This window comes from Arthrobacter pascens (assembly GCF_017052465.1).
In the GTDB taxonomy this organism is placed as follows: Bacteria; Actinomycetota; Actinomycetes; order Actinomycetales; family Micrococcaceae; genus Arthrobacter; species Arthrobacter pascens.
In genome coordinates this window covers 100,681-114,746 of sequence record NZ_JAFHKT010000148.1, presented here as the reverse complement: position 1 = coordinate 114,746, position 14,066 = coordinate 100,681, and the positions used below count along the sequence as shown (strand labels likewise).

Here is a 14,066-nt window from a genome sequence, read left to right as displayed (position 1 = left end):
GTTGCCATGGCACTGCTGGACCATCTCCCCCGACACCTCTTCACCTCCCGAGGCTGGGGACTCCTTGCGGCAGGCACCCTTTCCCTGCTGTGCGCCCAGGTCATGGGCCGCCGGGACCTGCTCGGCCTGGGCGTCCTCCTGGTGGTCCTGCCGCTCATTGCGCTCGCAGGCATCCGGCTGGTCAAGCCCCGCTTCCGCGTGTACCGGGAGTTCAGCCCGGCCACTGTCGAGACGGCGTCAGCCACCACCGTGCGGCTGGCGGTCGCACGGACGGGGCCGGAGGCGGGCAGGATCATCATGGAAGAGCGGCTCCCCTCGAGGTTCGGCGAGTCGCCGGCGTTCCGCTTTCCCTCGAGATCCGCCAGCGGCGGAACCAGCCGCTACGAGTACCGCCTGCGCTCCGGGAAACGGGGCCAGTTCACGATCGGCCCCGTCACGGCCGAGTTCACAGACCCGTTCGGGCTTTCGCTGCACAGGCACACGATTGACGACGGCGACACGCTCACCGTGACGCCGGCCGCCGTCGAGCTTCCCGTCACGGGACTCGCAGGGGCACGGGGAAACGACGGCATCACCGCCACGCGGATCCGGGCCAATCCCAGTGACGATGACGTCATGACCAGGGAGTACCGCCACGGCGATCCGATGCGGCGGGTCCACTGGCCCGCAACTGCACGCCACGGCGCCCTGATGGTGCGGCAGGAGGAATCGGTGACCACGCCCGAGGCGACGATCATCCTCGACCAGCGGTTCGGTGCACACTCCAGCGGTTTCGGCTCGGTCTTCAGCGGTTCAGGCGACGACGGCAACGACCTCGTCACGAGCGACACCTTCGAATGGGCCGTCACGGCCGCCATGTCCGTCAGCGCCCACCTCTCCGATCGGAATTACTCCCTCCGGTTCCTCGACGCCGCCGGCGACCCCGCCTTCCACCGCTCGCCGTCCGCGCCGGAACCTGACTGCGAGGAATACAGCGGCGCGGCGGGACTCCAGTCCATCGCCGAGAGCCTGGCGGCCATCCAGCTTTCCGGTCCGCACCACCTGCGCCGGGAGCAGCACGATGCGTCCCTCCGGGAGCACTCCGGAGGCAGCGAATCCGGGCAGTCGGTATTCGATGACCGGCTCATTGACAAACTTGCAGCGCACCGGATGCGCGGCCCCGTGCTGGCGGTCCTCGGAAGAATCTCGCTGGCCGAGGCACGGGCGTTGGCGCCTGCCGCCGGTTACGCGGCCAACGCCTTTGCCATCGTGATCACCGACAGGCCCGCGGAGTCCTCCGAGGTCCTCGAGGCACTGCGCCTGGGCGGCTGGCGTGCCGTGTCCGTGGATGCGGCCACATCCCTGCCGGCAGCATGGACGTATTTCGATGAAGGCGACGCCACCCTGGCAGCTGCGGCTGCCGACGTGCGCCGCGGTGCGGAGGTGACGCGGTGACTCTCGCTCCCCAACGTCAGACCGGTGCCGCGCCGCAGCCTTCGACGGCCGCATCGGAACCCCGCCGCCGTCCGGGCGCCGGCGCCTATCCGTGGGCCATGTCGGGGGCAGTGGCGGTCGCCGTGATCGGGGCAGCCGTCTCCCTCAACGGTGTGCTGAGGGGATGGGCCTGGTTCCTGCCGGTGCTCACCACCATCCTGGTGGTGTCCCTGACCATGGCCGGGCTCCGCGCCCTGCGGGCCCAGCCGCTGCTGGTCACCCTGGGCGGGTTCGTGTCCCTGCTGTTCATCCTGATCTTCACGTTCTTCCGCCGGGACAGCATCGCCGGCTTCATTCCCTCGGACGCCACCATGACGTCACTGGGCAGGCACCTCCGGAGGGCCAGCGAAACGGTCCTGTCGGAAAGCTCTCCGGTCGCTCCAAACGCAGGCATCGTCCTGGTGACATGCGCCGCCCTGGGCCTGGTTGTCATTCTCATCGACGCGCTTGCCCTTCCCCTGGGCATGCCCGCCACGAGCGGCCTGGGCCTCCTGGCAGTGCTCGTGGTGCCGGCCATGATCAAGCCACAAAGCGTCGGGTTGGCTGGATTCCTTGGAACGGCGACGGGCTTCCTGCTCATTCTCGCGTGCAGCCAGTGGTTCGCCCCGGATGCCCGGGTCCAGGCGGACACCGCGCGGAATCCCGGGCAGATCAAACGCGCCGCCATGACCGGTGCCGTTGCGCTGGTGGCCACGCTGGTGCTGCAGCTCGTCATTCCCGGCTTCGACCAAGGCACGTTCCCGCAAGGATCGCGGCTCAATCCGTGGGCCTCCTCCAGCGGCCTGAATCCCATGATCAGCCTGGGCAACAGCCTGCGCCGCCCGTCCGGCGACGGACGGATCACCTACGCCACCAATGCCACCACGCCCCTGTATCTGCGCTCCGTGACAGTGGACCGGTTCGACGGCGAGGCCTGGTCCCCGGACGACCGCAATTCCTCCCGCAGAACGGGGCCCGGGCGCATGGAGGTGGGGCACGAGATGCTGGCTCCGGAGCAGGTCCGCCAGGTCACTGTGGTCAACACCGGAGACTTCACCAGCCCGTACCTGCCTGTCCCCTACGCGCCCGAAGCGGTCAACGGACTGACCGGCCGGTGGAGCTGGGATCCCGCCACCCTGAGCATCAGGGGTACCGACACCAATTCGCGGAACCAGCAGTACCTGGTTCGGTCCTCGGCCCCGAAGCTGACCACGGAACTCCTGGACGGGTCATCAGCGCCGGTCAGGGGTATACCCGATGAGTTCATCAGGCCACCGGCCAACGTGCCGGAAGTCGTCCGGACCACCGCCGACTCGGTGACATCGGACAGCAGGACCGCCTACGAGAAGGCGATGGCCATTCAGAGGTACCTGCGGGGCGGGGCGTTCACCTATTCCCTCGAATCACCGGTCCAGGGAGGCTATGACGGCAACGGCCTGTCGGTGCTGGCGGACTTCCTGACGCAGAAAAGCGGCTACTGCATCCACTTCGCGTCCGCCATGGCCGTCATGGCCCGGGTTGAGGGGATTCCCAGCCGGATCGCGGTTGGCTATGCCCCGGGCCGGCTGACGGGCGCCACGGTATCGGTCGCCGGGCAGGGCGCGCTTCCCGAATTCGAAGTGGACGCCCGTGACGCCCATGCCTGGCCGGAACTGTATTTTCAGGGGCTTGGCTGGGTGCCGTTCGAGCCCACCCCCTCTCGCGGCCAAGTGCCGCCGTACGCCCAGGACTCCTCTTCCGGCGGCGCCAGCACGAATGACGGCACCAATGACGGCCTGCTGCCCACGAACGGCGCCACCCCGCCTCCCGCAACGACACCCGATCCCCTCCCCCTCCCCGGAGGCGGCGAGGCCAGGGCAGGGAACCAGACGGTTGCAATGCTTTATGGGGCGGCAGGCGGGCTGTTGCTGGTGCTGATTGCCACGGCGCCGCGGATGGTACGGACGGGCCTGCGCTCCCGGCGCCTGCGGGGACCGGCAGCCCGGACCGGGCAGGCGGCCGCTCCGCTCGCATGGGCTGAGTTGCGGGACCTCGCCACGGACTACGGCGTGCGCCCGCTTCCCAGTGAGACCCCCCGCGCATTTTCTGCCCGGCTCAGCAGTTCGCCGGCGCTGAGGCCGGCCCCACATCCCAATGCCCCTGATGCACGGGCACCCAGGTCCTCAGGGCACCTCGAGGCAGAGACCGCTGTGCATGGTCTCACCACCGCCTTTGAACGCCACCAGTACGGCCGGCCGGCCGCCGCGGGCCCGGCTGGGACGGCTGCCTCCCCGGACCCGCGGGCGGCACAAGAGATCGCCGTGGTCCGGAAGGCCCTGCGCCGCAACGCAGGACTTCTGGGACGCCTGCGCGCCGAGTGGCTGCCGCCGTCGGTGATGTCACGGTGGGGCAGCCTCGCCGGTGCGCCGTTCCGGGCCGTCGCACGTGGCGTGGCGCGCGCAGGAAAGGCCGCCGCGGGCTCCTGGACGAGGGCCCGCGACGGCCTGCGGCGGCTCCGCGAGGGCTAGCCTGCGTACGGGTCGGCGATGCCGATGTACTGGGTGTAGAGGTATTCCTCGATGCCTTCGAGTCCGCCTTCGCGTCCGAGGCCGGACTGCTTGACGCCGCCGAACGGCGCCGCGGCGTTGGAGACAACACCGGCGTTCAGGCCGAGCATGCCGGTCTCGAGGCGTTCACCCATCCGGATGCCGCGGTTCAGGTCTTTCGTGAAGACGTACGCCACGAGTCCGTATTCGGTGTTGTTGGCCAGGCGGATGGCCTCATCCTCGGTGCCGAACGTGATGATCGGTGCGACGGGGCCGAAGATCTCCTCGGACAGGATCCGCGTCCCCTCCGTGACACCCTTCAGGATGGTGGGCTGGTAGAAGTAGCCCGCACCGTCGACCGGCGCGCCGCCCACGACAGCCTTGGCGCCGGAGGCGAGGGCATCGGTGACGAGTTCGTGGACCTTGTCCCGGCTCTTGGCATCAATCAGCGGACCGACCTTGGACTCGGGTTCGGTGCCGCGGGCGGTGGTCATCTCCGCCATCTTGGCTGCGAACTTCTCGGCGAACTCGTCCGCGACGGATTCGTGCACGATGAAACGGTTGGCGGCGGTGCAGGCCTCGCCCATATTGCGCAGCTTCGCCAGCATGGCACCGGCGACGGCGGCGTCGATGTCGGCGTCCTCGAACACCACGAAGGGGGCGTTCCCGCCCAGTTCCATGGAGGTCCGGAGCACGGTTTCTGACGCGTCCGAGAGCAGGCGGCGGCCCACCTCGGTGGAGCCGGTGAAGGAGAGCTTGCGCAGCCGCGCGTCCTTGATCAGCGGTCCGGTGGTGGCCCCGGCAGTGGACGTGGGGATGACGTTCAGGACACCGGCGGGCAGGCCGGCCTCCTGCATCACGGCGGCGAACAGCTGAGACGTCAGCGGGGTCAGGTTTGCAGACTTGAGGACCATGGTGCAGCCTGCGGCAACGGCTGGGGCGATCTTGCGGGTGGCCATCGCCAGCGGGAAGTTCCACGGAGTGATCAGCAGGCACGGGCCCACCGGCTTCTTGGTGACCAGCAGGCGGGACTTGCCGTCCGGGGAGACCGAGTAGCGGCCGAACGCACGGACGGCCTCTTCGGAGAACCAGCGCAGGAACTCGGCGCCGTAGGTGACCTCACCGCGGGCCTCGGCCAGCGGCTTGCCCATTTCCAGGGTCATCAGCAGCGCGAAGTCCTCGGCGCGCTCGGTCACCAGCTCGAAGGCACGGCGCAGGATTTCGCCCCGCTCCCGCGGCGGAACCTTGGCCCAGGATTCCTGGGCGGCGGCAGCCGCGTCGAGGGCGGCCATGCCGTCCTCGGCTCCGGCGTCGGCGATGCTCAGCAGGACCTTGCCGGTGGATGGGTCTTCGACGTCGAAGGTCTTGCCTGATGCTGCGGGACGCCACTCGCCGTTAATCAGCAGGCCAGTGGGAACAGAAGCGAGCAGTTCGCCTTCGCGCTCTGCGGTTACGGTGGACTGTGTAGTAACAGACACGGTGACTCCCTCGTCAGCAATGGGGTTGCGGGTTGGTGCAGCTGCCTGCAGCGGAACGCCTGGGCTGCTGTTTTCTTGGCTGGTTTAATGCCACGCTACTGCCCGGATCTCGCCAGTGTCTACGCATGTGCGCACTACGCATGACCCGCACTGCTGTGCAAATGCACAGCGCTCCGCCCGGTGAATTACCGGGCTGCGAGCACCGCCGCATACAGCTCGCGCTTGCTGACGCGGACCTCTTCGGCCACGGCGGCCACGGCGTCCTTGAGCCGGAGGCCTTGGGCGACCAGCTCGTTGACGGCCGCCACGTTATCCTCCGGCGTCCCGGGCGCCCGTTCGGGTGCTCCGCCCACCACTACCGCAATCTCTCCGCGGACCTCGTTGGACTCGGCCCACTGCAGCAGCTCCCGCAGCGTGCCGCGGAGCACTTCCTCATATGTCTTGGTCAGTTCGCGGCACACGGCCGCCTTGCGGTCCGGACCGAACCGTTCATGCAACGCCCGCAGCATCGCCTCGAGGCGGTGCGGCGCCTCGAAGAAGACCATGGTGCGGCGTTCGGCGTCGAGATCGGCCAGCCGCGATGCGCGTTCACCGGCTTTGCGCGGAAGGAATCCCTCAAAGCAGAAGCGGTCGGTGGGAAGCCCGGACAGTGCAAGGGCGGTCAGGACGGCGGAGGGGCCGGGGACGGCCGTCACCGTGAGCCCCGCCGCCACGGCGCCCTCGACCAACCTGAACCCGGGATCGGAGACCGCCGGCATGCCGGCGTCCGTAACCATGACAATGGTCTTTCCCGCACGGACCTGGTCCAGCAGTTCGGCCGTCTTGGTGGCCTCATTGTGCTCGTGATAGCTGATGATCCGGCCGCCGACCGTTACTCCCAGGCTTTGCACGAGCCGGTGCAACCGCCTCGTGTCCTCGGCCGCCACGATGTCCGCCGAGGCCAGCAGCTCGACCAGCCGCGCAGAAGCGTCTCCCACGTTGCCGATGGGCGTGGCCGCCAGCACGATCCTCCCGGGGCGGTCGCCGGAAAGGTCCGAACCCGCCGCCTGTTCGGAAGTAACGGCCTGCGTGCTGTTCGGTTCATGGTCCACGCATCCAGCCTACTGCCGCGGGCGTCCACCGCGGCACACGGCCGATCCAGCAACCAGACAGGAGAATCCTGCAAGAGGCAGTTCCTGCAGGAGACACACAGCAGCGAAAGGTAGCATGGGCACGTGACGCAGACCTCCGTTCGGCCTGACGCGGCCGGTTCCGCCAGTACACCGGCTTCCGCCACCGAACCTGCGGCACGCAACCTGGCGGGCCGCGGCTGGGTCAGCCGCCCGTCAGAGGCCTTCACGGCCGGCGAACTGACGCGGCGACTCATCGGGAGCATCCGGAGCTGGCGCGACTACCCGCCGTCGCTCAGGCTGTGGTTCTGGCTGGTGCCTGCCCTGACCGCCGCGGTGGGCGGGGTACTGCGCTTTACCCGTTTGGAAGTGCCGGGGAGCCTGGTCTTCGACGAAACGTACTACGTCAAGGACGCGTACTCGTACCTTGTCAGCGGCTATGAGCGGAGCTGGCCGGACAAAGCGAATGACGCCTTCAACGCGGGGAACCCCGGCGTGCTGCTGGCATCGCCCGAATACGTGGTCCACCCGCCCGTGGGCAAGTGGATGATCGCCGGCGGCATGTGGATCTTCGGTCCGGACAACCCTCTGGGCTGGAGGTTTTCGGCGGCACTGGCGGGCACGGTGTCCATTGCCCTCGTGGCCCTCATCGCCCAAAAGCTCTTTGGTTCCCTCATCCTGGGCGCCGCAGCGGGACTGCTGCTCGCCGTCGACGGTCACCACCTGGTCATGTCGCGGACGTCGCTGCTGGACATCTTCCTCATGTTCTGGATCCTGGCCGCATTCGGTGCGCTGCTGATGGACCGCGATGACGGCCGGCGCCGGCTGGCTGTCCGGTTGGCGCGGCTCGCGGCTGATTCCCCGACGGGCCGGCCGTCCCAGCTCCAGCTGCTGTCGGGGCCGTGGCTGGGGATCCGCTGGTGGCGCGTCCTCGCGGGAGTCTGCCTGGGACTGGCCGTCGGCACCAAATGGTCGGCGCTCTTCTTCGTTGCCGGCTTCGGTCTCCTCACGGTGTTCTGGGACCTGAGCGCACGCCGTACCGCGGGCATCCGTGGATGGATCAGCGCCGGCGTCATCAAGGACGGCCTCGTGGCGTTCCTCAGCATCGTCCCCGTGGCCGCGCTGACATACGCCGCAAGCTGGACCGGATGGTTCCGGTCCACGGATGCCTACTACCGGCAATGGGCTACGACGAACCCGAGTGCGGACTGGGGCTGGCTCCCGGATAGCCTGCGCTCCTTGGCGCACTACCACCTCGAGGCGTACAAGTTCCATCAGGGGCTGAGTTCGGAGCACCCGTACGAGGCCAGCGCATGGAGCTGGCTGGTGATGGGCAGGCCCACCTCCTTCTACTACGAATCCCCGAAGCAGGGCACCCCCGGCTGCGACGTGCCCAGCTGCACCTCGGCGATCCTGTCCGTCGGGAACCCGCTGATCTGGTGGGGTGCCGCGATTTCCCTGGTGGTGCTGCTGTTCTGGTGGGCGGGCCGCCGGGACTGGCGGGCAGGCGCCGTACTCGCCGCGGTGGGCTCCGGCTACCTCCCCTGGTTCCTGTATCCGGAACGGACCATGTTTTTCTTCTACGCGGTATCCTTCGAACCGTTCCTCATCCTGGCGCTTGCATACGGCCTGGGCCTGGTCCTGGGGCGCAGGACGGACCCGCTGTGGCGCCGGCGGTCAGGACTGTACGGGGTGGTGCTCTTCCTTGTGGGCGCCGTCCTGCTCTCGGCGTTCTTCTATCCGATCTGGACCGCGGAGGTCATCCCCTACCAGGACTGGCGATTCAGGATGTGGATGCCTTCCTGGATCTGAGGCGCCTCACAGCCGAACGGACCGGTCCTCACCGAGGTCGGCGCCGGACTCCGCTTCCGCACCCTCACCCTTGCGGGACTTCCTGGCCCGCTTCGGCAGGCCGCGGCGGCGCCGCGTGGGCCAGGTCAGAATCAGGGTCACCACTGCAGCCAGCACGACCAGCGCTGCGATGACAATGCCCGCATCGATCCAGAACTGCCCCGGGAACAACCGGATAAGCGTGTCTTCCAGTGCGAAGGTCCACGTGCCGTTGGCGAAGAAGATCCGGTGGAACTCGGTAAAGAACTGCTCCCAGCCGAGCAGGGCGAGCCCGGCAAGGCCGCCGATGAGCGCAAGCGTGACGATGGAGCCGGCGAACAGGCCGCGCCGGACACCGCCAGTGCTGCGGCGGCGCAGGTAGATGATGGCGGCGATGCTCACCAGGATCAGCAGTGCGCCTGCGCCGAATGCCGAAAGGATCACAAGCTTGACGTCGGCCATGTGGCTGACTTCGCCGTCCTGGAAGAGCTTCTCTCCGCTGCGGTTAACGAGCTCGCCCAGGTACCGCGGTCCTGACCAGTTGCTGAGGTAGTCCACGGCGTAGGATCCGTAGGTCATGCGGTCGTCGGAGTTGAAGCCATAGCCGTCGCCCGGGAAGCCCGGCCGGTGGTACTCGGCCCAAAGGAAGAGCGGACTGGTCACGGCGCGGACTGCCAGGACCAGGAGGATGACGGGGTAGAAAACGGCGAGGATGACCTGCATGACGCGCGGCAGCACGGGCTTTGCGTTGGCCGCGTGCTCGCGCTCCGCGTTGCGGCGCTCCACGTCCTCGCGGGGAGGGCGGATCTGGAGGGCCGACGTCGGGAGAGGCTCGCTGTAGTGGGCGCCCGGGATACCCCCGGACGACGGCTCGCCGGTGTCCGACTCCACGTCCGGCGCCACATCCGATGAGCCGTCCGCGGCGGCCGCAGCTTCAGCGGCTTTGCGGTCCGCCCTGCTTCCGGCCTGGACCCGCCCGGCTGGCTCGTCGGCGGCCGGGTCCGGGTGTGCTGCGTCGTCATCTGCCGCTGGACGGCCGGCTGCAGCGCCGTCGGCGGCGGTCCCGTCCGAGGACTTGGCCGCGGGGGCACCCTTCATCCACTCGAACGCCGGCTCATCTGAGTCGTGCGCAGGATCAACCGCCGGATCGTCGGCTGCCGGCTGCGGATCGAGCCGTCTGGACGGGGTCGAAGTATTGTCGTTCACTGCAGCTTCACTTCCGTAGGCTTCCGCGCTCCAGGTCAGTGCCAGGCACGCTGTATATCTCCTGAAGAGCCTACCGTCCGGTCCTCTGGCACCGCGATAAGAAACCCGCGTCGCCGGAATCATGCGGCTATTTCGTTATAACCCGTGCAGTTACCTCTTGGCGTACTGCGCCCAGGGGATGTTCCAGTCGCCGTAGCCCTCCAGCGGCTCGACCGCCGGCGCGCCGGTGTTGAGCGTCTGCACCACATCCCCGCTCTTCATATTGTTGAAGAACCAGGCAGCATCCGCGGGCAGCAGGCCGACGCAGCCGTGGGAGACGTTGTACCTTCCCACGGCGCCCCAAGCGGACTGCAGGGCCTGGTGAACGTAGACACCGGAAGACGTCAGCCTGTTGGCGTATTCGACGGTGAGCGGCGGATAGTAGCCCTTGTCGCCCGGTTTGAGGCCGATGCTTCCGGCGTTGAACTTGGAACGGCGCTCCTGCTCCATGATCACTGCGTAGCCCGTGGGTGAAAGCCATTCGGCATCGCCCAGGGTGACGGGCGCGGTCTTGACGAGCTTGCCGTCGAAATAGACCTTCATGGTCTTCGTCAGGTCATCCACCACGGCCAGCCGCTGGGGTCCCACCTTGAACTGCACCTTGGCGTTGAAATTGCCGATCATGCCGTTGCCGAAATCAACGCCGAACAGCTTCATGTCCACCGTGACCTGGCTGTTGGAGGCCCAGAACTTCTCGGGACGGATGCGCACACGCTGGTCCGTGTACCAGTGCCACGCCACGGGCTGCTTCGAGGAGACGGAGATCTTGACGGCCTTCTCCACCGCGGCCTTGTTCGCCACGGGTTCGCTGAAGACGATTTCGATGGGCTGGCCTGAGCCGACTGTTGAGCCGTTTTCCGGGTACACGGCGGCGTCGGCCTCGTTGGCGCTCTCGACAGTGGTGAAGGTCTGTGCCTTCTTGGTCTCGCGGCCGGCCTCGTCAACGATTGTAAAGCTGTAGTTGTACACCGAGTTGAACAGCAGCGGATCCAGCGCCGTCCAAGTGCTGCCGTCGGCGCTCGTGCTCCCCTTGACCGGCGCTCCGCCGGCTGCCGGGGCGAGGACCACGTCCTTGAGCTTGCCATTGACGGCCTTGACGGACGGTGCCACTGCGGGATTGACGCCCTTTGCGCCGTCGGTCGGAGTGACACCCAGTTCCACGGCCTTCACCACGGGGGCTGCGAGGCCGGGCTCGTTGCGGACGGGGGTGGCAGCCTCGGACTCCGGAGCGGGGTTGGCCCATCCCGGCGCGGTGGCAACACCGAATCCGCCGGCGGCAACCGCCGCGCAAATCGCAGCGACCGCGAGGATCTTGCCGATCTTCCGGTTGCTCTTTTCCGTCATGACTGGTTCTCCATGTCCCCCGCCGGGCCGCCAATCGGCGTCCGTCCGTATGCCCAGCAGAAACGCTGACCAGTCAATTTTATCCCACACCAAGGCAGCCCCGGTCCGAACGGCCCGGGGCTGCCCTTCCGGGAGCCCGGTTTCCGGGGCCCTCGGCGGGTGTTGCGCTCTAGTACCGGTAGTGCTCCGGCTTGTACGGCCCTGCCACATCCATGTCGAGGTAGTCGGCCTGGTCCTTGGACAGCTCCGTCAGTTCCACACCCAGGGCATCGAGGTGCAGGCGGGCCACTTTCTCGTCCAGGATCTTCGGCAGGACGTAGACCTGGTTGTCGTATTCCCGCTCGCCCTCGGGCTGGTCCTTCTTGGTGAACAGCTCAATCTGGGCGATGGTCTGGTTGGCGAAAGAATTGCTCATGACGAAGGACGGGTGGCCCGTTGCGTTGCCGAGGTTCAGCAGCCGGCCCTCGGAGAGCACGATGATGGACCGCGGGTCTGAACCGTCCGCGGCGTCGCCCTCGAAGACCCACTCGTGGACCTGCGGCTTGATTTCGACCTTCTTGATGCCGGGCACGCGGCCGAGGCCTGCCATGTCGATCTCGTTGTCGAAGTGGCCGATGTTGCCCACGATGGCCTTGTTCTTCATGCCGACCATGTGCTCGGCCATGATGACATCCTTGTTGCCCGTGGTGGTGATGAAGATGTCACCCTGGGCGAGCACCGACTCAAGTTTCGCAACCTGGTAGCCATCCATGGCCGCCTGCAGCGCGCAAATGGGGTCGATCTCGGTGACGATCACCCGGGCACCCTGGCCGCGGAGTGCCTCGGCCGCGCCCTTTCCAACGTCGCCGTAGCCACAGACGATGGCCACCTTGCCGCCGATCAGGACGTCGGTGGCACGGTTGAGGCCGTCCGGCAGGGAGTGGCGGATTCCGTACTTGTTGTCGAACTTGCTCTTGGTCACAGAGTCGTTGACGTTGATGGCCGGGAAGAGCAGCTTGCCCTGCTCAGCCAGCTGGTAGAGGCGGTGCACGCCGGTGGTGGTCTCTTCGCTGACGCCGTGGATTCCGGCGGCGAGCCGGGTCCACTTCTTCGGGTCCTCGGCCAGCGTCCGGCGCAGCAGGTCCAGCACGATGGCGTATTCCTCGGGGTCGTTCTCCGCGGCGGCCGGAACGGCGCCGGCAGCCTCAAACTCGACGCCGCGGTGCACCAGCAGCGTGGCGTCGCCGCCGTCGTCGAGGATCATGTTGGGGCCAAGCTCAGGATTGGTGTCCGCACCGGGCCAAGTAAGAATCTGCTCTGCCGTCCACCAGTATTCCTCGAGGGTTTCGCCCTTCCAGGCAAAGACCGGGACGCCCTGGGGATCTTCGACGGTTCCGGTGCCCACCACCACCGCGGCCGCGGCTTCATCCTGGGTGGAGAAGATGTTGCAGGACGCCCAGCGGACCTCTGCGCCGAGGGCCGTGAGGGTTTCGATGAGGACTGCGGTCTGCACTGTCATGTGCAGGGAGCCCGCGATGCGGGCGCCCTTCAGCGGCTGGCTGGGGCCGAATTCCTTGCGGAGCGACATGAGGCCCGGCATCTCGTGCTCGGCGAGGCGGATCTGGTGGCGTCCGGCCTCCGCGAGGGAGATGTCGGCAACCTTGTAATCGAGGGTCATTGGAGTCCTTTGCTGTATCCGGCGTCTTGCCTTCTGCGGTGCGGGCTGGGGTCTAGGCTGTTGGCGCGTCCGGAGTTTCCGGGCTGGGAGTTTGAGGGCTGCCCACACGGGCATCGTGCTGGTCTGACCGGGCGGCGTTCGCGGCTGCCAGCAGTTCGGGAGGAAGAAGCAGCGGAATTCCGTCTTCGATCGCGTAGCGCAGCTTTTCGCCGCCGGCCGCCGCGGCGGTGGACACCAGTTCTTCGCCCTCCTGGGTCAGAGCCGAGCCGGTGACCGGGCACCTCAGGACGGACAGCAGTTCGGGACTGATCTTTGGCATGGTGGATGCTCCCTGGGTGGGCGAACGCGCGCCGTGGCTGACGGATTTGCAGCTTCCAGCCTACCGCCAGTTGGCGTCAGGACGGCTCGCGCAGGACGCGGAGGTGCCCGCGGCGCGTGCCTTCCGTTCCGGCCGGCGCCTCAAGCGCGGCATGGGATCCGCGCTGACCCTGCTGTGGTGCCGATGCTGCGGGCCGGGCGGCCGCCTCGCGGACGGCGTCGGCGAGGGCAAGAAGGTCGTCAGGCCCGGGCTGCTGCGGCTGGGACGGCATGGCAAGCCGGAGGACTTCCCAGCCCCGCGGAACAGTGAGTGAGCCGGCATGCCGCTCGCAGAGGTCGTAGCAGTGCGGCTCGGCGTACGTGGCCAGCGGTCCCAGCACGGCCGTCGAATCGGCGTAGACGTACGTCAAAGTGGCCACCGCAGACTGGCGGCAGGCTGACCTTGAACATTGACGGATAGCACCCACGACATCACAGACTACTCCGGATGGCGCTTGATTTCCGACATTGACGGCACCCCGCGCCACGGCAATGCGGCCCGGCGGGGATTATGTCGCGCAAATGTTCCGGCGGGTCTAGAGTCTGTATATGCAGTCATCGCACCATGATTCGGGTTTTACGGTCCGGTTGGCTGACCCCGAGGCTCCGCAGGATGCCGCCGGCTCGGCCGCCGGGCGGAGCTTTGCACAACGACGCCGCAACCGCCACGGACGCGGTCTTCGCGGGGAACTCATGTTGCCCAGTCTGCCCGGTTACCGGACGCGCTCGGACCGGTTCGACGAACTGGTGATGGACTCCGCGCAACGGCTGCACGACATCTGGGGCAAGCCGCTCGATGGCGTGCGTTTTGCGGTGGATGAGATCCCGCCGAACCTGGAGCAGCTCGTGGCCGACGGTTCGCCCGCGCCGATGGGTTGCTATACGCCCGCCACGGAGGACGAGGGGCCGATCATTACGCTGTACCGGCGGGTTGTCGAGCAGGGATGCCCGGTCCGGGAGGAGCTCCAGGACCTGGTGCATGACGTGGTGGTCGAACACACCGCGGAGATGCTCGGTGTTGCCCCGGAAACCCTGGACCCGGTCTACCGCCGGCGCTACTGAGGGCCGA

Annotated in this window: 11 protein-coding genes; 4 read left to right on the top strand and 7 right to left on the bottom strand. The window is 67.6% G+C overall.

The features are described from left to right. The first annotated feature begins 6 nt into the window (after window positions 1-6). On the top strand, window positions 7-1,434 hold the full coding sequence (locus JYA52_RS16715) for a DUF58 domain-containing protein (protein ID WP_205654292.1): 1,428 nt from the start codon (window positions 7-9) through the stop codon (window positions 1,432-1,434). Further along, entirely contained in the window at window positions 1,431-3,959 is a 2,529-nt protein-coding gene (locus JYA52_RS16710) for a transglutaminase TgpA family protein (RefSeq protein ID WP_307869411.1), read from the top strand. Before JYA52_RS16715 ends, JYA52_RS16710 begins: the two co-directional genes overlap by 4 nt. On the opposite strand, the gene JYA52_RS16705 is transcribed toward JYA52_RS16710, so the two are convergent. Next, window positions 3,956-5,455, bottom strand: a complete 1,500-nt coding sequence (locus JYA52_RS16705) for an NAD-dependent succinate-semialdehyde dehydrogenase (RefSeq protein WP_205654290.1) — start codon at window positions 5,453-5,455, stop codon at window positions 3,956-3,958. The two genes, JYA52_RS16710 and JYA52_RS16705, sit on opposite strands and share 4 nt — an antisense overlap. A 185-nt stretch (window positions 5,456-5,640) precedes the next feature. Further along, complete coding sequence (gene rsmI, locus JYA52_RS16700; protein ID WP_307869426.1) at window positions 5,641-6,462, bottom strand: 16S rRNA (cytidine(1402)-2'-O)-methyltransferase; 822 nt, start codon at window positions 6,460-6,462, stop codon at window positions 5,641-5,643. Between the two features lie 207 nt (window positions 6,463-6,669). On the opposite strand from rsmI, the gene JYA52_RS16695 reads away from it, so the two are divergent. Next, a complete protein-coding gene (locus tag JYA52_RS16695; protein ID WP_205654288.1) occupies window positions 6,670-8,376 on the top strand; it encodes a dolichyl-phosphate-mannose--protein mannosyltransferase in 1,707 nt (568 codons plus the stop codon). A 6-nt stretch (window positions 8,377-8,382) separates the two neighbouring features. On the opposite strand, the gene JYA52_RS16690 is transcribed toward JYA52_RS16695, so the two are convergent. From JYA52_RS16690 to JYA52_RS16670, 5 genes are all read right to left on the bottom strand, one after another. Then, on the bottom strand, window positions 8,383-9,600 hold the full coding sequence (locus JYA52_RS16690; RefSeq protein ID WP_307869410.1) for a TIGR01906 family membrane protein: 1,218 nt from the start codon (window positions 9,598-9,600) through the stop codon (window positions 8,383-8,385). A gap of 150 nt (window positions 9,601-9,750) precedes the next feature. Continuing rightward, on the bottom strand, window positions 9,751-10,983 hold the full coding sequence (locus tag JYA52_RS16685) for a L,D-transpeptidase (RefSeq protein WP_205654284.1): 1,233 nt from the start codon (window positions 10,981-10,983) through the stop codon (window positions 9,751-9,753). 169 nt (window positions 10,984-11,152) lie between these two features. Next, window positions 11,153-12,640: an adenosylhomocysteinase gene (gene ahcY / locus JYA52_RS16680; protein WP_205654282.1), complete on the bottom strand. Its 1,488-nt coding sequence runs from the start codon at window positions 12,638-12,640 to the stop codon at window positions 11,153-11,155. A 52-nt stretch (window positions 12,641-12,692) separates the two neighbouring features. Then, window positions 12,693-12,959 carry a Trm112 family protein gene (locus JYA52_RS16675; protein WP_205654280.1) on the bottom strand — a complete coding sequence of 89 codons (267 nt, stop codon included), beginning with the start codon at window positions 12,957-12,959 and terminating at the stop codon, window positions 12,693-12,695. A gap of 76 nt (window positions 12,960-13,035) precedes the next feature. Beyond that, a complete protein-coding gene (locus JYA52_RS16670; protein WP_205654279.1) occupies window positions 13,036-13,425 on the bottom strand; it encodes a DUF3499 domain-containing protein in 390 nt (129 codons plus the stop codon). A 121-nt stretch (window positions 13,426-13,546) separates the two neighbouring features. Between JYA52_RS16670 and JYA52_RS16665 the strand changes: the two genes are divergently transcribed. Next, window positions 13,547-14,059 (top strand): metallopeptidase family protein, encoded by a 513-nt coding sequence (locus JYA52_RS16665; protein ID WP_205654277.1) that lies wholly within the window; start codon window positions 13,547-13,549, stop codon window positions 14,057-14,059. Window positions 14,060-14,066: the final 7 nt, after the last annotated feature.

What these genes read in the sequence shown, in the direction of transcription:
- JYA52_RS16715 (WP_205654292.1), top strand. Translation starts at nt 7, where the DNA reads ATGGCACTGCTGGACCATCTCCCCCGACACCTCTTCACCTCCCGAGGC.
- JYA52_RS16685 (WP_205654284.1), bottom strand. Translation starts at nt 10,983, where the DNA reads ATGACGGAAAAGAGCAACCGGAAGATCGGCAAGATCCTCGCGGTCGCT.
- ahcY (WP_205654282.1), bottom strand. Translation starts at nt 12,640, where the DNA reads ATGACCCTCGATTACAAGGTTGCCGACATCTCCCTCGCGGAGGCCGGA.
- JYA52_RS16675 (WP_205654280.1), bottom strand. Translation starts at nt 12,959, where the DNA reads ATGCCAAAGATCAGTCCCGAACTGCTGTCCGTCCTGAGGTGCCCGGTC.
- JYA52_RS16665 (WP_205654277.1), top strand. Translation starts at nt 13,547, where the DNA reads ATGCAGTCATCGCACCATGATTCGGGTTTTACGGTCCGGTTGGCTGAC.